The organism is Streptomyces sp. NPDC030809, from assembly GCF_055572195.1.
The window spans coordinates 298,101-323,844 of the sequence record NZ_JBVIDV010000007.1 but is presented as its reverse complement, the minus strand read 5'-3'; the positions used below and the strand labels follow the sequence as shown (position 1 = coordinate 323,844).

The following is a 25,744-nucleotide window of genomic DNA, read 5'->3' as shown; positions in this document are numbered from 1 at the left end:
GGCTTCATCGTTCGACTTGCATGTGTTAAGCACGCCGCCAGCGTTCGTCCTGAGCCAGGATCAAACTCTCCGTGAATGTTTACCCGTAATCGGGTGCCCACTCGCGTTGAGCGGAACAGTCATGCCGGAATATGGCCGACCGTTCACAGCGTCCTCGCTGTTGTGGTGCCTGCCCGACCCAGTGGGCCGTTCAGGACTTTTTCAAAGGAACCTCATCCACCGAAGTGGACGGGGTATCAACTAATCTGGCGTTGATTTTTGGCACGCTGTTGAGTTCTCAAGGTGCGGACGCTTCCTTTGTACTGACCCTCGCGGGCTTTCCTCCGGGCGCTTCCTTCGTTCTTGCGTTTCCGACTCTATCAGATCTTTCCGATCCGATTTCCTCGGCGCTTTCCGGTTCCGGCGCTTTCGCGCTTTCCCCTTCCGGCGCTTCCGACTCTATCAGAGTTTCGCACCGGGTTTTTCCGGTTTGAAATCCGACAGGATTCGGGGATGTGCTCCGACTCGTGGAATTCGATTCCAACTTCGGGAGCGAGGTCGATTCTAGACCGTCGCGGTCGAACTGTCTAGTTCGAGGCAACCGTTCAAATCTACCTCCCTACTCCAACCGTGTCAACGGTCTTTGCGGGACGACGAGGAGACTAGCAGCTCAGCAGGCTTGTACGCACATCAGGCCGCGACCGGCAGCGTGGCGCTCTGGTCGGCGGCTTCCACGTCGCCCGTCTCCCCTGCCCGCGCGGCCCGGCCACCGAGCACGTACACGTAGACGAGGAACGCGGCCTCGGCGGCGATGCCGATGCCGATGCGGGCCCAGGTGGGCAGGCCGGACGGGGTGACGAAGCCTTCGATCAGGCCCGAGACGAACAGGACCACGGCCAGGCCGATCGCCATGCCGAGGGCGGCGCGGCCCTGCTCCGCCAGTGCGGTGCGCCGGGTGCGGGGGCCCGGGTCGATGACCGTCCAGCCCAGTTTGAGGCCGGTGCCGGCGGCCACGAAGACCGCGGTCAGCTCCAGCAGGCCGTGCGGGAGGATCAGGCCGAGGAAGGTGTCGAGGCGGCCGGCCGAGGCCATGAGGCCGATGCCGATCCCGAGGTTGAGCATGTTCTGGAAGAGGATCCAGATCACCGGCAGGCCCAGGAAGGCGCCCAGCACCAGGCACATGGCGGCCGCCTGGGCGTTGTTCGTCCAGACCTGCGCCGCGAACGAGGCGGCCGGGTGGCTGGAGTAGTACGTCTCGTACTGCCCGCCGGGCCGGGTCATGGCGCGGAGGTTCTCCGGGGCGCCGATCGCGGCCTGGACCTCCGGGTGGGCGGCGATCCACCAGCCGATCAGAGCGCCGAGCAGGGTGGAGAGCAGGGCGGTCGGGATCCACCAGTGGCGGCTGCGGTAGACGGCCGCGGGGAATCCGGCCGTGAAGAAGCGGGCCGCGTCGCGCCAGCTCGCGCGGCGGGCGCCGGTGACCGTCGCGCGGGCCCGGGCGACCAGCTGGGTGAGGCGGCCGGTGAGCGTCGGGTCGGGGGCGCTGGACTGGATCAGCGACAGATGGGTGGCGGTGCGCTGGTAGAGGGCGACGAGTTCGTCGGCCTCGGCGCCGGTCAGCCGGCGGCCCCGGCGGACGAGCTGCTCCAGGCGGTCCCATTCGGCCCGGTGGGCGGTGACGAAGACGTCGAGGTCCATCCGGCTGCTGCTCCTGCCCCAGGGTGCGGTGACTGTCCACGGCTGACGTACTGCGGTCAGCTTGGCAGACTTGATGACCACGGGGCAGGGCAGGGCACGGCGCAGCAGGGCGAAGGGCGGGCATCGGTGAGCGGTCTGGTGACAGGGGACGCGGTCGTACTCGGACTCCAGCCAGCGCGGCTGCCGAGCCGGGCGCTGGCGGTCACGATCGACATGATCGTGCAGTGGACCGTCTTCATCCTCGTGTCGCTCGGGGTGCTGGCGGCGACGGCCTCGCTGGACGAGGCGGCGCAGATGGCCGTGCAGATCACGCTGTTCCTGCTGGTGCTCGTCGGGGTGCCGATCGCGGTGGAGACGCTCAGCGGCGGGCGGTCGCTGGGCAAGCTGGCGTGCGGTCTGCGCGTGGTGCGCGACGACGGCGGTCCGATCCGGTTCCGGCACGCGCTGGTCCGCGGGGCGCTCGGGGTGGTCGAGCTGCTGATGACGTTCGGGACGGTGGCGTGCATCGCCTCGCTGGTCTCGGCGCGGGGCCGGCGGCTCGGGGACGTGTTCGCGGGGACCCTGGTGGTGCGGGAGCGGGTGCCGGGTCCGCGGGGCGGGCAGCAGGTGCCGCCGCCCCCGCCGTGGCTGGCCGGGCGGTTCGCCGAGCTCGACCTGTCCGCCGTACCGGAGGGGCTCTGGCTGGCGATACGGCAGTACCTGGCCCGGATGCAGCAGCTGGATCCGCAGGTGGGGGCGTCGATGGCGGCCCGGCTCGGGGACGATCTGGTGGCGTGCACGGGGACTCCGGCGCCGCCCGGGGTGCCGGCGGCCGCGTATCTGGCGGCGGTGGTGCACGAGCGGCAGTCGCGCGATGCGCGGCGGGCGTTCGCCCAGGCGCAGGCCGCCGGGGCACCGGGGCAGGGGGAGGTCTCGCAGCAGGTGCCGTACCCGGGGCAGGCGGGGTACCCGCAGGCGGGGCAGCACCCGTACCAGCCGGGGTACCAGGCCTACCCGCAGCAGTCGCCGTACCCGCAGCCGCCCTCCGCCGGGCCGCAGGCGCCCGTGCCCGGGGTGCCCGGGGCGGGGGCCGGCAAACCCGGGAGCGGGGAGCAGCAGCGGCCCGCGACGGGGTTCGCGCCGCCCGCCTGAGCGGTGCGGCTCAGGCCTCGTCGGCGGGGCCGTCGGTGAAGACCGAGGGCGGGGTTTCGAGGTCTTCGAGTTCGATGCCGGGCGCCGAGAGGACCACGTCCCCGGCGAGGTGCACGGTGTGCTGCTCGCCCGTGTCCAGGGCGCTGATCCGGTATTCGTCCACAGTCAGCGGGCCGCTGTCGGTGGCGTGCTGTTCACTCTTCACCAGGGCCCAGGCCTGGTCCACGGTGCGCGGGGCGAGCACCGGGTCGGTGAAGTGCACGAGGCGTACCCGCGTGGCGGGGGAACCGGGGGTGAGGCGGAGCAGGCGGGCGGTGGCGACGAGGAAGGCCGGCGAGGTGCCGGTGAAGGCGTGGGCGCGGACGTTGCCTTCGGTGGCCTCGGTGCCGGTCGGGTCGGTGCGGACCCAGGTGACCCCGTCGATGGCGGCGCCGCGCACCTGCCAGCTCGCGGCGTGGAGTTCGAGGCGGATGGGGCGGCCGAGTTCGTCGACGGCCAGGTCGACCGAGCCCGCGTGGTCCCCGGAGGGGGTGGTGATCTGTGAGACGTAGCGCCAGCCGGAGGGGCCGGGGGCGCAGTGGAAGTGCTCGTCACCGAGGGGGGTGTGGTCGTGCGGGTCGTGGAGCGAATAGCGGCCGCGGGGCATCGGGGTTCCTGGGGTCTGCTGCGGTACCGGGCAGGCCCCCGGCAGCGGGTGCCGGGGGCCTGACGGGGCAGTGCTGGTGCCGGTGCTGATGCGCCGGGTGGCGCCGGCGGGGGGCCGGACGGCGCCGGGGGCGGATCAGTAGCGGTAGTGGTCCGGCTTGTACGGGCCCTCGACCTTGACGCCGATGTACTCGGCCTGCTCCGGGCGGAGCGTGGTCAGCTTGACGCCGAGGGCGTCGAGGTGGAGGCGGGCGACCTTCTCGTCGAGGTGCTTGGGGAGCACGTAGACGTCGGTCGGGTACTCCTCGGGCTTGGTGAAGAGCTCGATCTGGGCCAGGGTCTGGTCCGCGAAGGAGTTCGACATCACGAAGGACGGGTGGCCGGTCGCGTTGCCGAGGTTCAGCAGGCGGCCCTCGGAGAGGACGATGAGGACCTTGCCGTCGGGGAAGGTCCAGGTGTGGACCTGCGGCTTGACCTCGTCCTTGACGATGCCGGGGATCTTGGCGAGGCCGGCCATGTCGATCTCGTTGTCGAAGTGGCCGATGTTGCCGACGATGGCCTGGTGCTTCATCTTGGCCATGTCCGAGGCCATGATGATGTCCTTGTTGCCGGTCGTGGTGATGAAGATGTCGGCGATCTCGACCACGTCGTCCAGGGTGGCGACCTGGTATCCGTCCATGGCGGCCTGCAGGGCGCAGATCGGGTCGATCTCGGTGACGATGACGCGCGCACCCTGGCCGCGGAGGGACTCGGCGCAGCCCTTGCCGACGTCGCCGTAGCCGCAGACGACCGCGACCTTGCCGCCGATCAGGACGTCGGTGGCGCGGTTGATGCCGTCGATGAGGGAGTGGCGGCAGCCGTACTTGTTGTCGAACTTCGACTTGGTGACGGCGTCGTTCACGTTGATGGCCGGGAAGAGCAGGTCGCCGGACTGCATCATCTCGTAGAGACGGTGCACGCCGGTGGTGGTCTCCTCGGTGACGCCGCGGATCTCGGACGCGAGCTGCGTCCACTTCTGCGGGGTCTCCTTCAGCGTGCGGTTGAGCAGGGTGAGGATGTGGCCGTACTCCTCGCTGTCCGCCGTCGAGGGGTCCGGGGCGGAGCCGGCCTTCTCGAACTCGACGCCCTTGTGGACGAGGAGGGTGGCGTCACCGCCGTCGTCCAGGATCATGTTCGGGCCGCCGGTGGGCGTGTTCGGCCAGGTCAGGGCCTGCTCGGTGCACCACCAGTACTCCTCCAGGGTCTCGCCCTTCCAGGCGAAGACCGGGACGCCCTGGGGGTTCTCCGGGGTGCCGTTCGGGCCGACGGCGATGGCCGCGGCGGCGTGGTCCTGGGTGGAGAAGATGTTGCAGGACGCCCAGCGCACGTCGGCGCCGAGGGCGACGAGGGTCTCGATCAGGACGGCGGTCTGCACGGTCATGTGCAGCGAGCCGGTGATGCGCGCGCCGGCCAGCGGCTGGGCCTCGGCGTACTCCTTGCGGATCGACATCAGGCCGGGCATCTCGTGCTCGGCGAGCGTGATCTCCTTGCGGCCGAAGGCGGCAAGGGAGAGGTCGGCGACCTTGAAGTCCATGCGTCTGCTCCTCGTGGATGGATGCGAGAGGGTACGGCTGACCTGTGCGCCGGGGTCCGGGTCGGTCCGGTGCACGAGCGCAGTCCGTCGGAGGCCCTCTCTCCCCTCGGCCGGTCCGTGGACCGCCCGACCGCCATCAGCAGCGACGCCTGACACCGGTATCGAATCTACACCGAACGGCGGATCACGCCCCAGCCGATCGTGGCCAAGTCGTCGCGGGTTTTGAGGCCATCCGGATGGTCCTTTTCAGGCCTTTTGGACTTTTGGCGGCCCTCCGCCCCGGGAGAGGATCGGGAGGGATCGGGCCTCGTGCGCGATCCGGCAGGACCGAGGTGTGAGGAGAGTTCACGTGACCAGTCCGGCAGGCCTTCCGGAGAGCGGGGGCGCGGGCGGGCGGCGGCTGCGGCTGCTCGCCGTGACCGCGTGTCCCACCGGGATCGCGCACACGTACATGGCGGCGGAGAAGCTCCAGCAGGCCGCGCAGCGGCTCGGGATCGACATGAAGGTGGAGACCCAGGGTTCGATCGGTGCGGAGAACGTCCTGACTGACAACGATGTCAAGCAGGCGGACGGGATCATCATCGCCGCCGACAAGGAGGTGGACCGGGAGCGGTTCGCCGGCAAGCGAGTGCTGTCCACCGGGGTGGCCGACGGCATCCACCGCCCCGAGGAGCTGATCGAGCAGGTGCAGAGCGCGCCGGTGCAGACCGGCTCCGCGGCAGCGGGTCCGGGCGGCGCGGGCTCCTCCGGCGGGGGCGGCCGCGAGCGGAGCACGGCGTACAAGGCGCTGATGAACGGCGTCTCGTACATGATCCCGTTCGTGGTGGTCGGCGGTCTGCTGATCGCCGTCTCGCTGGCGCTGGGCGGTCACGCCACCGCGTCCGGGTACGCGACCACCCCGGGCACCTTCTGGGACCACCTCTTCCAGATCGGCGTGCTCGGCTTCACGCTGATGATCCCGATCCTGTCCGGCTACATCGCGTACGCCATCGGCGACCGGCCCGCGCTGGTGCCGGGCATGATCGGCGGGTTCATCGCGAACACCGGCTCGCTCTACGACTCGAAGGCCGGGGCGGGCTTCATCGGCGCGATCGTGACCGGCTTCCTCGCCGGCCATCTGGTGGTGTGGATCAAGAAGGTCAAGGTCCCCAAGGTCGTCCAGCCGATCATGCCGATCATCGTGATCCCGGTCCTGGCGACCACCGCCCTCGGCCTGTTCTTCGTCTACGTCATCGGCAAGCCGATCTCGTGGGTGTTCGAGAGCCTCACGGGCTGGCTCTCCGGGATGACCGGGACCAGCGCCGTCCTGCTGGGCGCCCTCCTCGGCCTGATGATCGCCTTCGACATGGGCGGCCCCGTCAACAAGACGGCCTTCCTGTTCGGCACGGGGCTGATCGCCTCCGGGAACTACGCCGTGATGGGCATGTGCGCCGCCGCCATCCCGGTCATGCCGCTGGGCCAGGGGCTGGCCACCGTGCTGCGGCGCAAGCTCTACACGGACCAGGAACGCGACACCGGCATGGCCGCCCTCTTCATGGGCATGTTCGGGATCTCCGAGGGGGCCATCCCCTTCGCCGCCGCCCGACCCGCCGCCGTCATCCCCGCCAACATGCTCGGCGGGGCCGTGGCGGGCGCCATCGCCGGGGTCGCGGGGGTGGGCGACCACGTCCCGCACGGCGGGCCGGTCGTGGCCGCGCTGGGTGCGGTGGACCGCTGGGCCTGGTTCCTGATCGCCATCGCCGCGGGCACCGCGGTGACGGCCCTGACCACCAATGCGCTGATCGACATCCGGCGGCGCCGGGGCGGGGCGGCGGCGGAGCCGGCTCTTCCGGCGGCCTCGGCGGCCAGGCCGGTGCTCGCAGGCGTGGGGGCGGGTGCGGGTGCGGCCGGCGGCCTTCCCGGCGGCCTTCCCGGCGGCCTTCCCGGGGGCGCCGGGGAGCCGGGCCGGGCGGTGACGGCGGCCGTGACGGGCGCGGCGGACGCGGCGGCGGCCCCGGCGGGCGGCCCGCCCGAGGTGCTCTCCGGCTATCTGACCGCGCAGACCGTGAAGACCGAGCTGGCGGCGGACACGAAGGAGGATGCGATCCGCGAGATGGCGGAGCTGCTGGCGGGCACCGGCAACGTCCGCGACGTGGACGAGCTGGTCCGGGCGGCGCTCGCCCGCGAGGCGCAGGGCACCACGGGCCTGGGTGAGTCGATCGCCATCCCGCACGCCAAGACGGACGCGGTCAGCCGTCCCACGGTCGGCTTCGCCCGCTCCTCCGCGGGCATCGAGTGGGGCGCCCTGGACGGCACGCGGGCCCGGCTGGTCTTCATGATCTCCGTGCCGGAGGCGGCCGCGGGCGACGAGCACCTGCGGATCCTCGCGCTGCTCTCCCGCAAGCTGATGGACACCGGCTTCCGGGCCCGGCTGACCGAGGCCCCCGACGGCCCGGCGATCCTGGAGGTCCTCGGCGAGATCCGCTGACGGCCGGACGGGGACGCGCGGCCGGGCGCGTGTGCGTACGGCGGACGCGTACGGCGGATCCGTACGCCCGCTCCGTACGCCGAGACGCACACCGGGGCCGTACGCCGACCCGCATGCCGGATCCGTACGCCGGAACCCTGCGTACGGGCAGAGGGCGAGGCCCCCGCGGCGCTGGTGCGCTGCGGGGGCCTCGCCCTCTGCCGTGCCGTCAGTGGCCGGTGCCGGAGCCTCCGGGGCCGCCCGGGCTGGCGGCGGGGTTGGGCCCGGCCGCCGCGGCCGCCTCGTTGTAGATGTCCGGCTCCAGGTAGATCACGCGCGCGATCGGGACCGCGGCGCGGATCCGCTCCTCGGCGGCGTTGATGGCGTGGGCCACCTCGGCCGCCGTGTCGTCGTGCTGCACCGCGATCTTGGCGGCGACGAGCAGCTCCTCGGGCCCGAGGTGCAGGGTCCGCATGTGGATCACGGAGGTGACGGTGTCCCCGTCGACCATCGCCGCCTTGATCTTCTCGACCTCGTCGGTGCCCGCGGCCTCGCCCAGCAGCAGGGACTTGGTCTCCGCGGCCAGCACGATCGCGATGACGATGAGCAGGACGCCGATGCACAGGGTGCCGATGCCGTCCCAGACCCCGTCGCCGGTCAGCAGGGCCAGGCCCACGCCGCCGAGGGCGAGCACCAGGCCGACGAGGGCGCCGAGGTCTTCGAGCAGGACCACCGGGAGCTCGGGGGCCTTGGCGCGCTTGACGAACTCGCCCCAGGTCAGGGAGCCGCGGATCTCGTTGGACTCCTTGATGGCGGTACGGAACGAGAAGCCCTCGGCGATGATCGCGAAGACGAGCACGCCGACCGGCCAGTACCAGGCCTCGATCTCGTGGGGCTCCTTGATCTTCTGGTAGCCCTCGTAGATCGCGAACATGCCGCCGACCGAGAAGAGCACGATCGACACGAGGAACGCGTAGATGTACCGCTCGCGTCCGTACCCGAAGGGGTGCTGCGGGGTCGCCTCGCGCTGCGCCTTCTTCCCGCCGAGCAGCAGCAGGCCCTGGTTGCCCGAGTCGGCCACCGAGTGGACGCTCTCCGCGAGCATCGAGGACGACCCGCTGAAGAGGAACGCCACGAACTTGGCTGCCGCGATGGCGAGGTTGGCGGCGAGTGCCGCCACGATCGCCCTGGTTCCGCCTGACGCACTCATTGCTGCGGGATGTCCCTTCCTCGGTGCGGTCGGCCGGGACCGGCCACCCGCGCTACGGCGGCACATTGTTGCAGCAGCCGGTGCGGACCGCCCGTCAGGCCACCACCGTGGCGCGGAAGACCGTGCCGGTACCGGACAATTCGACCGCCTCCCCCGCGGGTACGAACACCGATCCGCCGGGTGTCAGGGCCAGTTCGCCGTTGCCCGTCCCCCCGTTCCCCGGGCCGCCGGCCGCCGGCCGCACCGCGGGCGCGCCGGCCGTGCACAGCAGGACCTGCGGGGTGGCGTCGGGGAGCCGGTGGGCGGGCGCCCCGGGGGGCAGCACGAACCGGGAGAGCCGGAACTCGTCGATGGGGGTCTCGTAGACCTCCTCGCCGTTGCCCTCGGGCCGCAGCAGGCGGGGTTCTCCCGCCTCGAAGCGGACCACCTTGAGGAGTTCGGGCACGTCCACGTGTTTGGGGGTGAGTCCGCAGCGCAGCACGTTGTCGGAGTTGGCCATGAGCTCGACCCCGAGCCCCGACAGGTAGGCATGCGGGACCCCGGCGCCGAGGAACATCCCCTCCCCGGGCCGCAGTCGTACGTGGTTGAGCAGCATCGCGGCGATGACCCCCGGGTCTCCCGGGTGGTGGTGGGCCAGCCCGGCGTACGGGGCGTACGGGCCGCCGAGCCGCTGGGCGGCGGCGGTGGCCTCGGCGACGGTGCGCCCCATCTCCTCGCGGTCGGCGGTGAGCACGGCGGTGAGCACCTCGCGCAGGGCCGCCTCTTCGGGGTGCGCGTGCAGGAGGTCCACGTACGGCTTGAGGGAGTCGACGCCGAGCCCGGCGAGCAGGTCGGCCGTCTCCACCGGCGGCCGGAAGCCGCAGAGTCCCTCGAAGGGGGTGATCGCGCAGATCAGTTCGGGCTTGTGGTTGGGGTCCTTGTACGTGCGGTGCGGGGCGTCGAGCGGGATCCCGCGGCGCTCCTCCTCCGCGTAGCCGGCCTGCGCCTGGGCGGAGTCGGGGTGCACCTGGAGGGACAGGGGGGCGCCGGCGGCGAGGAGCTTGAACAGGAAGGGCAGTTGGGGGCCGAACCGGGCGAGGGCCGGGGCGCCGAGCTCCTTCTCCGGGTCGGCCGCGATGACCTCCTGGAGGCTGGTCTCGCCCGCTCCGCGGTCCAGCCGGGAGGGCGCTCCGGGATGCGCCCCCATCCACATCTCGGCCTGCGGCTCTCCCGTCGGGGTCACCCCGAGGAGTTCCGGGATGAGGGTCGGCGAACCCCAGGCGTACGGGCGGATGGTGTTGGTGAGGCGGTCCATCGGTCGTCTTCCTTGGAGGAGGGGGGAGGACCGGCGCGGGGCACGGGCGGGTGCCGGTACCGGTCCTCCGGTCGGTGCGCCCCGGTCAGGGACGCCCCCCTGAGGCCAGCGCCAGGTAGGCGGTGGCGAAATCCGTGACGGCGAGGAGTTCGGCGAGGAGTTCCAGCTCGCTGCCCTCCTCCGGTTCGAGCTCGCTGATGGCCGTGTCGTGGCTGAGGGCGAGTTCGCGTGCGGCGGGGGCGGCGGTGAGTGCGCCGGCCGGCCGGTCACGCAGCAGGACGACCCGGGCGTGCAGAGCCTGCGGCTCTTCGACCCGGTCACGGAAGAAGTCGTCGGGATCGGCGCCGGCGGCGAAGGCGCCGGCGAGCAGCACGCCGTGGGCGGGCAGTGCTTCGGGCAGCTGGGCGGCGAGCGCGGGGCGGCCGGCCAGCTCGGCGAGGGTGGCGGCGAAGCGGCGGCCTGCGGGACCGGCCCCTTCGCCCTCGGTCCAGATCAGCGGGAGGGAGTCGGCGAGCTCGGCGGCGAGGGTCTTGGCCGGGTTGCCGTACGTGGCGATGGCCGGGCCGCAGCGTTCGGCGGTGCGGTCGAGCCGGTCGGCGACGAGCTGGAGGCTGTCGGGGGAGGCGGACACCAGCCCGACCTTGTCGAGGAGGACGAGCAGCGGGGTGAGCAGGGCCCACAGGGCTCCGGGACCGGCTGCGGCGCTCTCGTCGTACTCCTGGTACGGGGCCTTGGCCATGGGGACGAGCAGTCCGTGGGCGCCTGCGACGGCCTCGCCGAGCGGGGAGCGTTCGGGGGCCACGGCGACCACGGTGCAGCCGCGCCGGTAGGCCTGCTCGGCCAGGACCGCGAGGCCGGGTTCGGTGCCGTCGATGGTGACGATGAGGAGGAGGTCCACCGGGCCCGCCCAGCCGGGCAGCGCCCAGCGCAAGGCACCGGATGCCGGGGCCACCCCGGTGGGGTGGAGGCGGGTGACGGGGGCGGAGGACCCGGCCAGGGCGCCGAGCAGGTCGGCGACGCCGGTGGCGGCGGTGCCGGGGCCCGCGATCAGGACGGCCCGCGGCCGGCCGTCGGGGCGGAGGTCGGCCAGGCCGGCCTCGGTGGCGTGGCGGGCGGCGGTGCGGACCCGGGCCCCGGCCTCGGCGGCGCCGCGGAGCAGTCCGCGGCGGTCCGCCCGGGCGAGGGCCTCGGGGGCGTCGAGCAGCGACTCGTCGAGCATGACGGCCTCCGGTGGGGTCAGGCGGGGCGGCGGGCCTCGTCCACGAGGAGCACGGGGATGCCGTCGCGTACGGGGTACGCGAGCCCGCAGTCCTTGCCGGTGCAGATCAGCTCGGGCGTCTCGGCCTTGGTCTCGTCCTGCAGCGGAGAGTGACAGGCCGGGCAGGCGAGGATCTCCAGAAGGCCGGCTTCGAGCGCCATGGGGTGTCCCTTCGAACGGGCGGTGCGGTGCGGTTTGGGCCAGGTCAGCGTACCGCCGCACGGGCCGGGGCGCGGCCCGTGCGGCAGGCGGGGTGCGGGGTGCGGCCGCGGGGCGGGGTCAGGCGCGGATGAGCGCGAGGACCTCGTCGCGCACGGCGGCGAGGGTGGCCTCGTCGCGGGCCTCGACGTTGAGCCGGAGCAGCGGCTCGGTGTTGGACGGGCGGACGTTGAACCACCAGTCGTCGGTGGTGACGGTGAGCCCGTCGAGCTCGTCCAGCCGGGCGCCGGGGCGGCCGCTGTACTCGGCGCGGATCGCGGCGAGGCGGGCGGTCTGGTCGGCGACGGTGGAGTTGATCTCGCCGGAGCCGCGGTAGCGGTCGTACGAGGAGACCAGCTCGGACAGCGGGCGGTCCTGGCCGCCGAGGGCGGCGAGGACGTGCAGGGCCGCCAGCATGCCGGTGTCGGCGTTCCAGAAGTCCTTGAAGTAGTAGTGCGCGGAGTGCTCGCCGCCGAAGATGGCGCCGGTGCGGGCCATCTCCTCCTTGATGAAGGAGTGGCCGACGCGGGTGCGCACGGGGGTGCCGCCGTGCTCGCGGACCACCTCGGGCACGGACCAGGAGGTGATCAGGTTGTGGATCACGGTGCCGGTGCCGCCGTGCCGGGCCAGTTCGCGGGCGGCGACCAGGGCGGTGATGGCGGAGGGGGAGACGCCCTCGCCGCGCTCGTCCACGACGAAGCAGCGGTCGGCGTCGCCGTCGAAGGCGAGGCCGATGTCGGCGCCCTCGGCGCGGACCCGGTCCTGGAGGTCCACGATGTTCTTCGGGTCGAGGGGGTTGGCCTCGTGGTTGGGGAAGGTGCCGTCCAGCTCGAAGAACATGGGGACCACGGTCAGCGGCAGCCCGGCGAGCACGGTGGGGACGGTGTGGCCGCCCATGCCGTTGCCCGCGTCCACGACCACCTTCAGCGGGCGGATGGCGGTGAGGTCCACCAGGGACTTCAGGTGCGCGGCGTAGTCGTCGAGGGTCTCGCGCCGGGTGACCGTGCCGGGGGTGGCCGCGGGGGCGGGGGCGCCCGCCTCGCTCCACTGCTCGACCAGGGCGCGGATCTCGTCGAGTCCGGTGCTCTGGCCGACGGGGGCGGCCCCGGCCCGGCACATCTTGATGCCGTTGTACTGGGCCGGGTTGTGCGAGGCGGTGAACATGGCGCCGGGCAGGCCGAGGCTGCCGGAGGCGAAGTACAGCTGGTCGGTGGAGCACAGGCCGATCTCGGTGACGTCGGCGCCGAGGGCGGCCGCGCCGCGCGCGAAGGCCTGGGAGAGCTCCGGGGAGGAGGGGCGCATGTCGTGGCCCACGACGATCGCCGAGGCTCCCGTGACCTGCACGAACGCGGCGCCGAAGAGTTCCGCCAGCGAGGCGTCCCACTGGTCGGGGACGATTCCCCGTACGTCGTACGCCTTGACGATCTGCGACAGATCAGCAGCCACGTGGCCTGCCCTCCTGAGGTCCGGTGTGGATTGACCCAACCTACCCGCACCCGGTGAAGCGCAGGCTTCAGGATTCGGGTGAGCGCAGAACCCGCAGGTGACGACGGGGCTCTCCGGACGGCCCGGAGCCCGGGTTCCCGCCCGCTTCGGCGGCGCGGCCGTGCGGGCGGGCAGCCTCGCGGACGGCGTTGGCGAGGGCTTCGAGGTCGTCGCCGCTGGGGCGGGAGGGGGCCGATCCGTCGGACAGCCGGACGACTTCCCAGCCGCGCGGGGCGGTCAGGCGCTCGGAGTGCTCGGCGCACAGGTCGTAGCAGTGGGGTTCGGCGTAGGTGGCGAGCGGGCCGAGAACTGCGGTCGAGTCGGCGTAGACGTACGTCAGTGTTGCGACGGCAGGGCGGCCGCACGCGGTGCGCGAACAGCGACGTACAGGGCTCACGACGTTGGACGGTACCGCACTCTTGACCGGGCCGCGACGACTCTCCCCCGGCTCACTCCCCCGTGTCGTGACGTGATCTCGGCCATAGGGCCGCCGGAGGGGGTGCGGGAGCGGCCCGCCGGACCGGCCGGGACGGCCTCTCGGGGGGCCCGGCCGCGGGCTACGCTGCGCTTGTGATGGACAGTTCCGTACCTCCCAGCAGCGGTGAGCGGACCGGGGAGCCCCGGGTCCGGCGCCGGGACCGGCACGGCCGCGGCATGCGCGGGCCGGTGGCTCCGCCGCAGGTGCCGCTGGCGGCCAGCCGTGCGCAGCTCTTCGGCGATCTGGTCCAGGACTCGGTGGAGCGGCTGGAGCGCAAGTTCCCGCAGCTCCAGGAGGTGGAGTTCGTGGTCGCCGAGGTGCCGTCGCCGGGCGGGCCGGACAGCGGCTGGAACGACGAGGCGGTGCCGCTGGGCGGGCTGGTCGGGCCGCACGACGGCCGGCCGGCGCGGATCGTCGTGTACCGGCGGCCGGTGGAGATCCGCACGAAGTCGCGGGACGACCGGGCGCTGCTGGTGCACGAGATCGTGGTGGAGCAGGTCGCCGAGCTGCTGGGGCTGGAGCCGGAGTCGGTGGACCCGCGGTACGGGGAGAACGGGCCGGACGCGGACTGACGGCGGTGCGCCCGCCGGGGCGGTCCCCGGCGGGCGGCTCAGTCGCGGCCGAGGACCGACAGGTCCTGGGCGGCCTCCGGTACGGGGACGCTGCCGCGGTCGTCCTGGAAGGTCTGCACGGTGAACATGGCCACTCCGTCGTGCGGCACCGCGAGGGTGCGCGCCGCGTACACGGGCCCGCCCGACACGGTCTCCACGGTCAGCGCGTACGAGCCCTTCAGCCCGGCGGGCGCCGGCGGGGTGACGGCCTGCGTGGTACCGGCCTTGACGGTGTACGTCTTCGAGGCGGGGGTGCCGCCCCCGGTGCCCGCGGAGGCGGTCACCCTGACGGTGGCGTCGGCGCCGGTGGCGGTGAGCGAGAGGGTGGTCCCGGCGGCCCGGTTGTCGGCCGCGGTGGCCCGTACGCCGACGGGGGCGGCGGCCGGGATCAGGGCCAGCTCCTGCTTCTCGCCGGTGCCGCGGACCACGCGCAGGGCGGCGACCACGGGGGTGCGGTGCCGGTCGTCGGCGGGGGTCAGCAGCAGGGAGCCGGGCTCGCCGCGGGTGACGTCCTTGAGGTCCGCGACGGCCGTCATCCCCGACTTGACGTGGAGGGATTCGAAGCCGGCCGGGGTGATGGAGCCGGTGGGTCCGGCCAGCCGCACCTTGAGGTCGGCGTCGTCCTCGCCCGGGGCGTGGACGACGAGTTTGACGGAGGTGGCGTCGGCGGGGATGCCGGGGAGGACCAGGGCGGGCGCGGCGTCCGCGGCGGCGGGCAGCCAGTCGGCGCCCGTTCCGTCCTCCTGGACCTGCACGGTGGCGCCGACCCGGCCGCTGCGGGTGGTGACGTGCGCGGTCAGGTCGGCGACCGGCCCGGCGGTCAGGGTGGCCAGGGAGATCGAGAGCGAGGTCCGCGGCAGCACCTTGTAGCCGTCGGGGTTCTCGTGGGGGGGCTTGACCTCGCCTTCGGGGCCGTAGAGCTGGATGTCGACGACGGCCGTCGTGTCCTCGTCGGGGTTGGTGAGGTGCAGGTAGTCCTGGCGGTTCTTGGCGGTGCCGGTGCCCGGGAACCACAGGTCGGTGTCGGGGGCGGAGCAGGCGGTGCCGAGGAGCCCGCGGGCGGAGCCGACGGGCACGGTGGTGGTCTGCTGGGCGCTCCAGCCGGGGGCGAGGACCCCGTCGGCGGAGCCGGTGAGGGCGGGTGCCTCGGCGCCCGAGGCGGTGGCGCCGACGGGCTTGCCGGGCTCCTTGAGGGTGAGCAGCGCCTTGGGCTTCTTGGCGGCGGTGAGCAGGGCGGCGGTGCCCTTGCCCGCGGCGGTCCCGGGGGTGCCGGCGGGGGTGAAGGCGGTGTACGCGGTCTCGGCCACGTCGGAGCCGCTGGGCACCGGGCACACCAGGGTGGAGCGCTCCACGGGCAGCCGGGCGGCGGTCCGGCCGCCCGCCTCGGCGGGGCCGGCGGGGGCGGTGAACGCGGCGATGCCGGTGACGGCGGCGAGGGCCGCGGCCACGGCGGCCAGGGTCAGGGGTGCGCGGTTCACTGCTGCTCGCTCCCGTCGGGACGCCGGTGGTCCCGGCCGTAGGGGTCTTCGTACGGGTCCTGGTAGGGGGCCGCCTGGTAGGGAGCCTCGTGGGGCGGTGCGTAGGGCGCCTCGTAGTGCTCCTGGTACGCGGCCGGGTCCGGTGCGGCGGGGTACCCGCCCTGGTCGTACGGGAGACCGGTGTGCGGGTCGTAGCCGGTGGGCGCGGGGGCGGGCTCGTAGCCGGCGGGCGCGGGCTCGTAGCCGCCGTCCTGGGCGCCGTACGGGCCGGGGGGCTGGGGGTCGTGGCCGCCGTGGGCCTCGTAGCCGCTCCCGTACGGGCCGTAGGGGTCGGCGGCCGGGGCCCCGGCGTAGGAGGGGGTGTCCCACTGGCCGTAGTCGGGCTGGGCCGGGACCGCGCTGTACGGGGTCTCGTGGCCGGTCCCGGGAACGGCGTACGGGTCGGCCTGCTCGCCGTGGCCGGCCGCCGCGGACTCGGCCTCGGCGGCGCGCAGCCGGCGGGCCCGGCGGCCCTCTCCGTCTGCGGCCTGCGCCGGTACGGCGGCCTCCTCCTCGGGCAGGTCGTCGTCGAGCTCGCGGCGGCGGCCGGGGAGGGCCATCACCAGCAGGACGAGGGCGAGGGAGCCCTGGGCCCAGTGCCAGCCGGTGACCGCGGCGGAGTCCTCGTAGGCGAGGTCGAGGCGGCCGCCGGAGGCGGGGAGCTCGAAGCCCTGGGCCCAGCCGTCGAGGGTCTTCTTGGGGAGGGGCTCGCCGTCCACGGCCGCGCGCCAGCCGGGGGCGGCGGTGTCGGCGATGCGGAGCACCCGGCCGGCGGGCCCCGCGGGGATCGCGGTGTGCGCCCCGACGGCTCCGGCGGCCACGGTGATGGGGTCCTCGCCGGGCTTGCCGGACAGGATGACGGCGCGGGCGACCTGGCCCTTGACCTCCCAGAGGGAGATGCCGTCGAGTTTGCTGAGGCGGTTGAGGCCGGGGGTGGCGTTGAGGACGCGGCTCATCTGCCGGGGGGCGCCGTCCTTGAGGACGACGTAGCGGATCGCGTAGGCGCCGAGCTGGTCGCTCTGGTCGGCGCCGGAGCCCGCGACGAGGCCCGCGACCACCTTGTCGAGCCGGGGGTCGGTGCCGTGCGCGGCGGTGATCTCGGCGTCGCCGAGGCGGGCGCCGGAGCCGCGGACCAGGGTGTACGAGACCTTCGCGGGCGAGTCGCCGAGGAGGACGAGGGTGCGGGGCTGGTCCCGGGAGCGGCTCATCTCGGCCGCGAGGGCGGGCACCTGGACGGGGTCGCGGCGCTCGATCGGGCCGTCGGCCCCGCCGATGACCCAGCCGGCGGCGCACAGCAGCGGGGCGGCTGCGGCGGCGAGGGCGATGAGGCCGGCGAGGGGCTGGCGCCAGCCGAAGCTCTGGGCGGCGACGCGTTCGCGGGCGCCGTCGGCGCCGAGCACGGCCGCGCAGAGCAGGCCGGTGGCGTAGAGGAGGGTGCCGGGGCCGGCCCAGCCGGAGTGGTTGAGCAGGACGGCGGCGGCCAGGCCGGTGAGGGCGGCGGCCCAGGCGGCCAGGATCGCGAACCGCCGTTCCGCGCGCAGCAGGGCGGCGAGCGCGGCAAGCAGGATGCCCGCGAGGAGCAGGCCGCCGGGGGCGCCCGGGCCGCCGGGGCTGGTGCCGAGCAGGTCGAGCGCGCTCGCGGAGCCTTCGCCGTACGGGAGTCCGGCCTCGCGGAGGAAGGCGGAGGGGCCGGTCAGCAGGGAGAGCGACCAGGGGGCGAGGACGAGCAGCGGGGTGGCGGCCGTCGCGAGGAAGCGCGGGGCGTACGTCCTGAGGGCGGCGCGGTGCAGGCCGAGGGCGGCGAGGCCGAGGAGCACGGCGAGCGGCCAGACCACCGGGGTGAAGGCGGTGGCCAGGGTGAGCAGGAGGGTGAAGGTCCAGGTGGCCCGCCAGCTGCCCTTGGCCCCGTCGGCCCCGCCGAAGCCGTACGCGGCGACGGCGGCGCGGGCCATGAGCGGGAGGAGGACGGCGAGGACGGCGGTGCCGAGGCGGCCGCCGGCGAGGGCGCCGGTGACGGCGGGCAGGAAGGCGTACGCGACGGCGGCCCAGGCGCGCAGCAGCCGGGATTCGACGAGCGGCCGGGAGGCGAAGTAGGCGGTGAGTCCGGCGAGCGGCACCGAGCAGACCAGCAGCAGGGTCAGGGCGGTCTGGGTGGAGCCGAGGAGCAGGGTGGACAGGGCGGCGAGGACCGCGAGGTAGGGGGGTGCGGTGCCGGTGCCGCCCGTGCCGACGGCGTGCCATTCCCCGAGGTAGGTGCTCCACAGGGCGCCGGCTCCGCCGGGGGCGGGGAGCAGGGCGCCGCCGCTGAGGGAGCCGCCGGTGAGCAGGGCGCGGCAGGCGGCGAGGGAGACGGCCAGGAGCAGGGCGAAGAGGACGGGTGCGGGCTTGCGGGCGATCCGCTTGAGGCGGGCGAACTGCTCGATCTCCAGGAAGTCCGCGTCGTCTCCGCCGGGTCCGGATTCGACGGATCCGCCGTGCCGGCCGGCGTTGCCGGTTTCGGCTTCGCGGCCGGCGCCGAGGTATCCGGCGATCTGTTCGACGGTGGCGCGCAGGGTGGCGCCGGGCGGGGGGAACAGCGGGCGCAGTTCCTTGGCCGGGACGGCGGGGCGGCCGCGCCTGCGGCGGGCGGCGAGGATCCGGCCGGGCCGGAGCAGGGTGCGGACGAGTCCGCCCACCTCGTCCACGGCCTGGCCGGGGGCCTTGCCGACGAGGTAGGCGAGGGTGCGCAGGACGGTGCCGAGCAGGAGGCGCAGCAGCACGTACGGGAGCTTCGGCCCGGGGGTGTTGACGAGGAGCGTGTGGACGGCGCCGGCCTTGTCCACGCGGTGCGGGCCGGCCGCCCCGCGGCCGGCGCAGTCGACGGTGCGGCGCTCGCGGGCGGCGGCCTCGGCGTGCCGCAGCACGGCTTCGGGGGCGACGAGGACGGTGTGTCCGGCGGACTGGGCCCGCCAGCAGAGGTCCACGTCGTCGCGCATGAGGGGCAGCCGGCGGTCGAAGCCGCCGAGTGCCTCGTAGACGTCGCGGCGGACGAGCATGCCGGCGGTGGAGACGGAGAGGACGGGGCGGACCTGGTCGTGCTGGCCCTGGTCCTGTTCGCGGCGGTCGAGTCCGGTCCAGCGGCGGCCGCTGTGGGCGATGGAGACGCCGACTTCGAGGAGCTGCTTGCGGTCGTACCAGCCGCGGAGCTTGGGGCCGATGATCCCGGCCTGCGGGTTCTCGTCGGCCACGCGCAGCAGTTCGGCGAGGGCGCCGGGTTCGGGGGCGCAGTCGTCGTGGAGCAGCCAGAGCCACTGGACGGGCTCGCCGTGCGGGAGGTCGGGGAGGTCGTACGCGTCGTCGCGCCAGGTGCGGCTGACGGGGTCCCAGCCGCTGGGCCGCTTCAGGTACGGGAGGTCCTCGGGGGTGAGGACGGGGGCGGTGCGGGCGGCCTCCTCGACGGCGGCGCCGAAGCCGGTGCGGCGGGCGAGGTGCAGGACGCGTTCGTCGCCGAGGGCTTCGGCGAGGAGGCGGGCGGAGTCGTCGGAGCTGCCTGTGTCGGCGGCGACCCAGTACTGGACGGGGCGTTCCTGGCCGAGGAGGCCGGCGAGGGCCTGGGGCAGCCAGCGGGCCCCGTCGTGGGCGACGAGCACGGCGGTGACGACATGCCGCGGGAACTCGGGGGCGGCGGCCGACTCATGGGAGGCCGTCGAGTGGCTGTGCACGGACATCGCGGTACGGGCCCTCCGGCCGGGGGTCCGGGGTGGGGTGCCCCGGGAGGCTGCTGGACAGCGCCCCACACTAACGGCTGCGCACACAGCGGTCCGCCTCCTGCGGGGAAGGGGCAGGAGGCGGACCGTTTGCTCTCGTCTTGCTTCGTCGGTGGTGTCCGGATTGCGCGGCCGGGGGTCAGACGGCGGCTTTCTTCAGTCGGCGGCGCTCCCGCTCGGACAGACCGCCCCAGATGCCGAATCGCTCGTCGTTGGCGAGGGCGTACTCGAGGCACTCGGAGCGGACCTCACAGGCGAGGCAGACCTTCTTGGCCTCGCGGGTGGAGCCGCCCTTCTCGGGAAAGAAGGACTCGGGGTCGGTCTGAGCGCACAGTGCGCGCTCCTGCCACCCGGCCTCCTCGTCCGCCTCCTCGACCAGCAGTTCCTGAAACAGCTCGGTCATGTGCGCCCCTCGTCTGTCTTTGCGTCCCCGTGTTGATGCCGTCACCGAATGCGGTCAAACGACACGAGTGAAATTACAAGTGTGTGCATCCGGGGCAGTCAAGCCGAGATCTGCTATTGGGCCCCTTATTCACTCTGCGGAACCAAACGTATACAGAAAGTGTTCATATCGCCAAAAATCGTGACACATGCCATGCGCAACATCCGGCGCACCGGCCTCACCCGTAACGGACGCAGGCCGACGGATCCCTGTTGCACTCCGACGGCGGAAGCGGCGAGGATCACATTCCGGTCACGACATGACGTGGTGACCAGGCACGACTGCGGGCCACCTCCCCGGACACACCATGCACAAACCTTTCTCCGGACACGTTAACCGGATGAGTGAAAGTTTTCGCCCAATCCGGACATTGGGTTGACAGTCGCCCCCGCGGAGCGGTCTCCTTGTCCCCATGTCAGCGACCGCAGCGCTCTCCCGGACCCCCATTCGTGGGTTCCTCTGCGCTGCCCAGGTTCGCTGTTGCTGTCACAGCTGTTGATGCCTCCAGAGCTCCAGCACCGGTCCCCCGCCCCGGGACCCGCGCCCCGCGCACAGCAACCGACCCGAACCACAGCGGCACCAGCGCCCTGACATACGCCTGAGGACACCCTCCCCATGAACAGCGACAGCGACCTCCAGATCGCCGGCGACATCCTCGAGGTCCAGCACCTCCTCCAGCCCGCCAAGCAGCACCCGACCACGGTGGCCGAGTTCGTCGGCCTCGCCCGGGAGCTCGCGGAGGACCGCGCGGAGTGGGAGCACCTCGTCGAGTACGACGCCACCAGCCGCTGGTACCACCGGCTGCGCACCGGGCCGGGCTACGAGGTGTGGCTGCTCAGCTGGGTCCCCGGCCAGGGCAGCGGCCTGCACGACCACGGCCGCTCCTCCGCGGTCATGACCGTCCTCCAGGGCGAGCTGACGGAGCGCAACGGGCGCGGGCACCTCGCCCTCGGCACCGGCGCCGAGCGGGTCATCGCCCCCGGGCACGTGCACGAGATCGTCAACGACTCGCTGGAGCCCGCGGTCAGCCTGCACGTCTACCACCCGGGTCTGACGCAGATGCCGATGCACGGTGCGGCTGCGGGCGCGCATGCGGGTGTGCCGGCGGCTGCGGCGACGGGTGCCACGACGAGCGCGTACGGCAGCACCCCGCACCTGGCCCCGGCAGCGGCGCCGGTCCCGGCTCCCGCTTCCGCCCCGGCGCGGCAGGGCGCGCACCCCGCCTGACAGACTGCGGTGCATGCGCATTGTTGTTCTGGCCGGCGGCATCGGCGGCGCCCGTTTCCTCCGCGGACTGAAGTCCGCCGCGCCCGACGCGGACATCACCGTCATCGGCAACACCGGTGACGACATTCACCTGTTCGGGCTGAAGGTCTGCCCCGATCTGGACACGGTGATGTACACCCTCGGCGGTGGCATCAACGAGGACCAGGGCTGGGGCCGCACCGACGAGTCCTTCACCGTCAAGGAGGAACTCGCCGCCTACGGGGTGGGACCGTCCTGGTTCGGCCTCGGCGACCGCGACTTCGCCACCCACATCGTCCGTACGCAGATGCTCGCGGCGGGCTACCCGCTGAGCGCCGTCACCGAGGCGCTGTGCGACCGGTGGCAGCCGGGGGTCCGGCTGCTCCCCATGTCCGACGACCGGGTGGAGACCCACGTCGCGATCGAGGACCCGGACTCGGGCGAGCGGCGGGTCGTCCACTTCCAGGAGTACTGGGTCAGGATGCGCGCCGCGGTGGACGCGCAGGCCGTGGTGCCGGTAGGGGCCGACCAGGCCAAGCCGGCGCCGGGCGTGCTGGAGGCGATCGCCGGGGCGGACCTGATCCTCTTCCCGCCGTCGAACCCGGTGGTCTCGGTCGGCACCATCCTCGCCGTCCCCGGCATCCGCGAGGCGGTGGCCGCGGCCGCGGCCCCGGTGGTGGGGCTCTCCCCGATCGTCGGCGGCGCGCCGGTGCGCGGCATGGCCGACAAGGTGCTCGCGGCGGTGGGGGTGGAGTCCACGGCCGCCGCCGTCGCCCGCCACTACGGCCCGGAGCTGCTGGACGGCTGGCTCGTGGACACCGCGGACGCCGCAGCGGTCGCGGAGGTCGAGGCCGCGGGGATCCGCTGCCGCGCGGTGCCGCTGATGATGACGGACACGGAGGCCACGGCGGCCATGGCCCGCGCGGCGCTGGAGCTGGCCGGGGCCGGGCGGTGACGGCCCCCTCCCCCGCCCGCCCCTCGTACGAGGTGTGGGCGGTCCCCGGGCTGCCGGAGGTCCGCCCCGGCGACGACCTGGCCGCCCTGATCGCGGCCGCCGCACCGGAGCTCCGGGACGGGGACATCCTGCTCGTCACCTCGAAGATCGTGTCGAAGGCGGAGGGCCGGATCACGGCCGCCTCCTCGCGCGAGGAGGCCATAGACGCGGAGACGGTACGGGTCGTGGCCCGCCGCGGCCCCCTGCGGATCGTCGAGAACCGGCAGGGCCTGGTCATGGCGGCGGCCGGGGTGGACGCCTCGAACACCGCGCCCGGCACGGTCCTGCTGCTCCCCGAGGACCCGGACGCCTCGGCGCGCGGGATCCGCGAGGGGCTGCGGGAGCGGCTCGGGGTGGACCTCGGGGTGATCGTCACGGACACCTTCGGCCGGCCCTGGCGCAACGGGCTCACCGACGTCGCCATCGGCGCGGCCGGGGTGCGGGTCCTGGAGGACCTGCGCGGGGGCACCGACGCACACGGCAACGAACTGAACGTGACGGTCACCGCGACGGCCGACGAACTCGCCGCCGCCGGCGACCTGGTGAAGGGCAAGGCGGGCGGCCTGCCGGTCGCGGTCGTCCGCGGCCTGCCGCACGCGCTCGGCGAGGGCGCGGCCCGCGAGCTGGTGCGCGCGGCCGCCGACGACATGTTCCGGCTCGGCACCTCGGAGGCGGTCCGCGAGGCCGTGACGATGCGCCGCACGGTGCGCTCCTTCACGGCCGACCCGGTGGACCCGGGCGCGGTCCGCCGCGCGGTGGCCGCGGCGGTCACCGCCCCGGCCCCGCACCACACCACGCCCTGGCGCTTCGTCCTGCTCGAATCGGCTGCCGCCCGTACGGAGTTGCTGGACGCGATGCGGGAGGCGTGGATCGCGGACCTGCGGCGGGACGGCAAGTCCGAAGAGTCCGTCGCGAAGCGGGTCAAGCGCGGGGACGTCCTGCGCAACGCCCCGTACCTGGCGGTCCCCTGCCTGGTCATGGACGGGGCGCACGACTACGGCCACGCCCGCCGGGACGCGGCGGAACGCGAGATGTTCGTGGTCGCCGCGGGCGCCGGGGTCCAGAACTTCCTGGTCGCCCTGGCCGCCGAGCGCCTCGGCTCGGCCTGGGTCTCCTCGACGATGTTCTGCCGGGACGTGGTCCGCAAGGTCCTGTCCCTCCCGGACACCTGGGACCCGATGGGCGCGGTGGCCATCGGCCACCCGGCGGAGGCCCCGCGGGAGCGGGCACCCCGGGACCCGGAGGAGTTCATCGCGGTGCGGTGAGGTGTGCACGCACGTGAGGGCCCCGGTCGGATCCGTGATCCGACCGGGGCCCTTCGCGTCGTGCGGGCCGACCGGGCTGTCAGAGGCGGCCGATGTCGGTGCGGGGCATGCGGGGGTGGCGGCGGGGTGGGGTGTGGCCGGTGAGGAGGATGAGGCGGGCGGCCCGGTGGCGCTGGCCGGCGTACGGGGCGAGGAGGGCGAGCATGTCGGTGTCGTCGGCGTCGCGGTTGCCGGCGAGGGCGTAGCCGATGATGCCCGGGAGGTGGAGGTCTCCGGTGGTGACGGCGTCGGGGGCGCCGTTGGTGCGCTGGAGGGTCTCGGCCGAGGTCCACGGGCCGATGCCGGGGATGAGTTCCAGGCGGGCGGCCGCTTCCGGGAGGTCCATGTGGGCTGCCTCCTCCAGGCGGGCGGCGACCCGGGCGGCGCGCAGGATGGTGGCCGAGCGCTTGGAGTCGACCCCGGCCTTGTGCCAGTCCCAGGAGGGGACGGCGGCCCAGGTGCGGGCCTCGGGCATGGCGTAGAGGCCCATGTGGGCGGGGCCGGGGGCGGGGTCGCCGTACTGGCGGACCAGGCGGCGCCAGGCGCGGTACGCCTCGTCGCTGGTGACCTTCTGCTCCAGGATCACGGGGATCAGGGATTCGAGGACCAGGCCGGTACGGGTCAGGCGCAGCCCGGGGCGGCGGCGGTGCGAGGCGTGGACCAGGCGGTGGCGGGGGACGAACGCGGACGGGTCGTCGTCCGCGCCGAGCAGGGCGGGCAGGGCGTCGAGGAGCCAGTCGGCGCCGGGGCCCCAGGCCTCGGCCTCGACCTCCGCGCCGCGGATCGCGACGCGGAGGGTGCCGGCTCCGGCGGGGGTGCGGGAGGCGCGCCAGACCGAGCCGTCGGGGGTGGTGCGGAAGGTGGGGTCGGCGGGGCCGCGGCGGAGGGGGCCGAGGGTGAGGGCGAGGTCGGTCGGGCCGGGCGGGGTCCAGTGGCGGGTCTTCGAGCCGGGGCTGGTGGTGCCCGGGGTTCGGGGGGTGCCGGCGGGTACGGCGGTGCGGCCGCCGCGTACCGCGGTGCGGGTCAGGGGATCGAAGCGGCCGGCCACCCTCTGAGGGTAGCCCTGCGGGGCTGCTCCCCTGCCCTCCCCTTCCCGAGACCGGGGGGATCGGCCTGCGGGCCCCGGTTTCGGCGGCTCCGAACCCGGGTCCCCGCGCCCCGAATTCCCCCGGCCCGAGGGGGCTGGGAGGTACCCCCTGGCGGGACCGGATTCGGCTCCTCGCCGCTTGGATCCGCCCCCCGGCGGGGCTGGAGCCCCTACTCGTCCGACGAGAAGCGGATCGATCCTGCCGGGAGGGTCGTGTGGCACCAGACGCGGGCGCCCGTCGTGAGCTCGTTGTCGGGGCCGATGTGGGCGCCGTCGCCGATGACGGCTCCGGTGAGGACGGTGCGGGGGCCCACGACCGCGGCGGGGCCGACGTACGAGTCGGTGATGACGGCGTCCGCTTCGACGACCGCGCCCGCGAGGACGGCGGTGCCGTGGAGGCGGGCGCCGGGGCCCACCGTCGCCCCGGGGGAGATCACCGTGCCGCCCGAGAGCTTGGCTTCGGGGGAGACCGCGGCGCCTTCCAGGACGAGGGACTCGCCGTGGCGGCCGGGGACGGCCGGGGAGGGGGCGTGGCCGAGGACCAGGTCGGCGGAGCCGCGGACGAAGGCCTGGGGGGTGCCGAGGTCCAGCCAGTACGTGGAGTCCACCATGCCCTGGAGGTGTGCGCCGGCGGCGAGCAGCTCGGGGAAGGTCTCGCGCTCCACCGAGACCGGGCGGCCCGCCGGTATGGAGTCGATGACCGAGCGGCGGAAGACGTACGCGCCCGCGTTGATCTGGTCGGTGACGATCTCCTCGGGGGTCTGCGGCTTCTCCAGGAAGGCGGTGACCCGCCCGGTGGCGTCGGTCGGGACCAGGCCGAAGGCGCGCGGGTCCTCGACCCGGCTGAGGTGCAGGGAGACGTCCGCGCCGGAGGTGCGGTGCACGTCCAGGAGGGCCCCGATGTCGAGGCCGGTGAGGATGTCCCCGTTGAAGATGAGGACCGGGTCGTCGGGGCCGGAGTGCAGCCGGGAGGCGACGTTGCGGATGGCGCCTCCCGTGCCGAGCGGCTCCTTCTCGGTGACGTACTCCAGGTGCAGCCCGAGCGCGGAGCCGTCGCCGAAGTACGGCTCGAAGACCTCGGCCAGGTAGGAGGTGGCGAGCACGATGTGCTCGACGCCCGCCGCCCGGGCCCGGGCCAGCTGGTGGGTCAGGAACGGCACGCCCGCCGCCGGGACCATCGGCTTCGGGGTGTTCACCGTGAGCGGGCGCAGCCGCGTCCCTTTGCCGCCCACCAGGAGGATCGCCTCCGCCGGGGCCTTGGCGGGCCTCGGGGCGTTCGGGGTGGTGGTCGGTTCCGTCAAGGTCAAGGTGTGTCTCTGCTTTCCTGCCGCGCCACGGATGGGTGGTGCGTCAGTGTAGGCAGAGGCTTCCGCTTGCCGTGCGGCACCTGCCCGGAAGGCCCC

21 protein-coding genes and 1 rRNA gene are annotated in these 25,744 nt (G+C 73.8%); 7 read left to right on the top strand and 15 right to left on the bottom strand.

The features are described from left to right. Positions 1 to 76 (bottom strand): 16S ribosomal RNA (locus ACZ407_RS12965); the annotation flags it as partial. Positions 77 to 224: 148 nt separating this feature from the next. On the opposite strand from ACZ407_RS12965, the gene ACZ407_RS12960 reads away from it, so the two are divergent. Then, positions 225 to 473 carry a hypothetical protein gene (locus ACZ407_RS12960; RefSeq protein ID WP_468128024.1) on the top strand — a complete coding sequence of 83 codons (249 nt, stop codon included), beginning with the start codon at positions 225 to 227 and terminating at the stop codon, positions 471 to 473. Positions 474 to 669: 196 nt separating this feature from the next. On the opposite strand, the gene ACZ407_RS12955 is transcribed toward ACZ407_RS12960, so the two are convergent. After that, the gene (locus ACZ407_RS12955; RefSeq protein ID WP_468128022.1) at positions 670 to 1,677 is read right to left on the bottom strand and encodes a stage II sporulation protein M; all 1,008 of its coding nucleotides are present in this window, start codon (positions 1,675 to 1,677) and stop codon (positions 670 to 672) included. Between the two features lie 126 nt (positions 1,678 to 1,803). On the opposite strand from ACZ407_RS12955, the gene ACZ407_RS12950 reads away from it, so the two are divergent. After that, positions 1,804 to 2,808: an RDD family protein gene (locus tag ACZ407_RS12950; protein WP_468128020.1), complete on the top strand. Its 1,005-nt coding sequence runs from the start codon at positions 1,804 to 1,806 to the stop codon at positions 2,806 to 2,808. Positions 2,809 to 2,818: 10 nt separating this feature from the next. On the opposite strand, the gene ACZ407_RS12945 is transcribed toward ACZ407_RS12950, so the two are convergent. After that, on the bottom strand, positions 2,819 to 3,454 hold the full coding sequence (locus ACZ407_RS12945) for a hypothetical protein (protein WP_468128018.1): 636 nt from the start codon (positions 3,452 to 3,454) through the stop codon (positions 2,819 to 2,821). A 135-nt stretch (positions 3,455 to 3,589) separates the two neighbouring features. Further along, positions 3,590 to 5,026, bottom strand: a complete 1,437-nt coding sequence (gene ahcY, locus ACZ407_RS12940; RefSeq protein WP_468128017.1) for an adenosylhomocysteinase — start codon at positions 5,024 to 5,026, stop codon at positions 3,590 to 3,592. A 349-nt stretch (positions 5,027 to 5,375) separates the two neighbouring features. Between ahcY and ACZ407_RS12935 the strand changes: the two genes are divergently transcribed. Further along, on the top strand, positions 5,376 to 7,493 hold the full coding sequence (locus ACZ407_RS12935) for a fructose-specific PTS transporter subunit EIIC (RefSeq protein WP_468128015.1): 2,118 nt from the start codon (positions 5,376 to 5,378) through the stop codon (positions 7,491 to 7,493). Positions 7,494 to 7,701: 208 nt separating this feature from the next. Here ACZ407_RS12935 and ACZ407_RS12930 read toward each other — a convergent pair whose 3' ends face one another. From ACZ407_RS12930 to ACZ407_RS12905, 6 genes are all read right to left on the bottom strand, one after another. Next, positions 7,702 to 8,682, bottom strand: coding sequence for a cation diffusion facilitator family transporter (locus tag ACZ407_RS12930; protein ID WP_468128013.1), 981 nt, complete (start codon positions 8,680 to 8,682; stop codon positions 7,702 to 7,704). A gap of 94 nt (positions 8,683 to 8,776) precedes the next feature. Continuing rightward, positions 8,777 to 9,976: a mannose-6-phosphate isomerase, class I gene (manA, locus tag ACZ407_RS12925; protein ID WP_468128012.1), complete on the bottom strand. Its 1,200-nt coding sequence runs from the start codon at positions 9,974 to 9,976 to the stop codon at positions 8,777 to 8,779. An 85-nt stretch (positions 9,977 to 10,061) separates the two neighbouring features. Continuing rightward, positions 10,062 to 11,195, bottom strand: coding sequence for an SIS domain-containing protein (locus ACZ407_RS12920; RefSeq protein WP_468128011.1), 1,134 nt, complete (start codon positions 11,193 to 11,195; stop codon positions 10,062 to 10,064). A gap of 17 nt (positions 11,196 to 11,212) precedes the next feature. Beyond that, a complete protein-coding gene (locus tag ACZ407_RS12915; RefSeq protein ID WP_468128009.1) occupies positions 11,213 to 11,395 on the bottom strand; it encodes a Trm112 family protein in 183 nt (60 codons plus the stop codon). 118 nt (positions 11,396 to 11,513) lie between these two features. Further along, positions 11,514 to 12,878: a phosphomannomutase/phosphoglucomutase gene (locus ACZ407_RS12910; RefSeq protein ID WP_468128007.1), complete on the bottom strand. Its 1,365-nt coding sequence runs from the start codon at positions 12,876 to 12,878 to the stop codon at positions 11,514 to 11,516. Between the two features lie 67 nt (positions 12,879 to 12,945). Continuing rightward, the gene (locus ACZ407_RS12905) at positions 12,946 to 13,314 is read right to left on the bottom strand and encodes a DUF3499 domain-containing protein (protein ID WP_468128005.1); all 369 of its coding nucleotides are present in this window, start codon (positions 13,312 to 13,314) and stop codon (positions 12,946 to 12,948) included. Positions 13,315 to 13,490: 176 nt separating this feature from the next. Here ACZ407_RS12905 and ACZ407_RS12900 point away from each other — a divergent pair, with 176 nt between their 5' ends. After that, positions 13,491 to 13,967: a metallopeptidase family protein gene (locus tag ACZ407_RS12900; RefSeq protein ID WP_468128062.1), complete on the top strand. Its 477-nt coding sequence runs from the start codon at positions 13,491 to 13,493 to the stop codon at positions 13,965 to 13,967. A 38-nt stretch (positions 13,968 to 14,005) separates the two neighbouring features. Here the strand turns inward: ACZ407_RS12900 and ACZ407_RS12895 are convergent, their stop codons facing one another. The 3 genes from ACZ407_RS12895 to ACZ407_RS12885 all read right to left on the bottom strand — a co-directional run bounded on the left by ACZ407_RS12895 (position 14,006) and on the right by ACZ407_RS12885 (position 19,672). Next, the gene (locus tag ACZ407_RS12895) at positions 14,006 to 15,484 is read right to left on the bottom strand and encodes a DUF5719 family protein (protein WP_468128003.1); all 1,479 of its coding nucleotides are present in this window, start codon (positions 15,482 to 15,484) and stop codon (positions 14,006 to 14,008) included. Next, a complete protein-coding gene (locus ACZ407_RS12890; protein WP_468128001.1) occupies positions 15,481 to 19,230 on the bottom strand; it encodes a glycosyltransferase family 2 protein in 3,750 nt (1,249 codons plus the stop codon). The genes ACZ407_RS12895 and ACZ407_RS12890 overlap by 4 nt, the downstream gene beginning before the upstream one ends. A gap of 178 nt (positions 19,231 to 19,408) precedes the next feature. Beyond that, entirely contained in the window at positions 19,409 to 19,672 is a 264-nt protein-coding gene (locus ACZ407_RS12885; protein ID WP_226734470.1) for a WhiB family transcriptional regulator, read from the bottom strand. 654 nt (positions 19,673 to 20,326) lie between these two features. On the opposite strand from ACZ407_RS12885, the gene ACZ407_RS12880 reads away from it, so the two are divergent. From ACZ407_RS12880 to ACZ407_RS12870, 3 genes are read left to right on the top strand one after another with little or no spacing between them, the layout of a single operon-like run. Then, positions 20,327 to 20,938, top strand: a complete 612-nt coding sequence (locus ACZ407_RS12880; protein WP_468128000.1) for a cysteine dioxygenase — start codon at positions 20,327 to 20,329, stop codon at positions 20,936 to 20,938. Positions 20,939 to 20,951: 13 nt separating this feature from the next. Continuing rightward, positions 20,952 to 21,911 carry a 2-phospho-L-lactate transferase gene (cofD, locus tag ACZ407_RS12875; protein ID WP_468127999.1) on the top strand — a complete coding sequence of 320 codons (960 nt, stop codon included), beginning with the start codon at positions 20,952 to 20,954 and terminating at the stop codon, positions 21,909 to 21,911. Further along, the gene (locus tag ACZ407_RS12870) at positions 21,908 to 23,215 is read left to right on the top strand and encodes a coenzyme F420-0:L-glutamate ligase (RefSeq protein ID WP_468127997.1); all 1,308 of its coding nucleotides are present in this window, start codon (positions 21,908 to 21,910) and stop codon (positions 23,213 to 23,215) included. The genes cofD and ACZ407_RS12870 overlap by 4 nt, the downstream gene beginning before the upstream one ends. A 79-nt stretch (positions 23,216 to 23,294) precedes the next feature. On the opposite strand, the gene ACZ407_RS12865 is transcribed toward ACZ407_RS12870, so the two are convergent. Continuing rightward, positions 23,295 to 24,302 carry a DNA-3-methyladenine glycosylase family protein gene (locus ACZ407_RS12865; protein ID WP_468127996.1) on the bottom strand — a complete coding sequence of 336 codons (1,008 nt, stop codon included), beginning with the start codon at positions 24,300 to 24,302 and terminating at the stop codon, positions 23,295 to 23,297. Positions 24,303 to 24,511: 209 nt separating this feature from the next. Then, on the bottom strand, positions 24,512 to 25,642 hold the full coding sequence (gene manB / locus ACZ407_RS12860) for a mannose-1-phosphate guanylyltransferase (RefSeq protein WP_468127994.1): 1,131 nt from the start codon (positions 25,640 to 25,642) through the stop codon (positions 24,512 to 24,514). Positions 25,643 to 25,744: the final 102 nt, after the last annotated feature.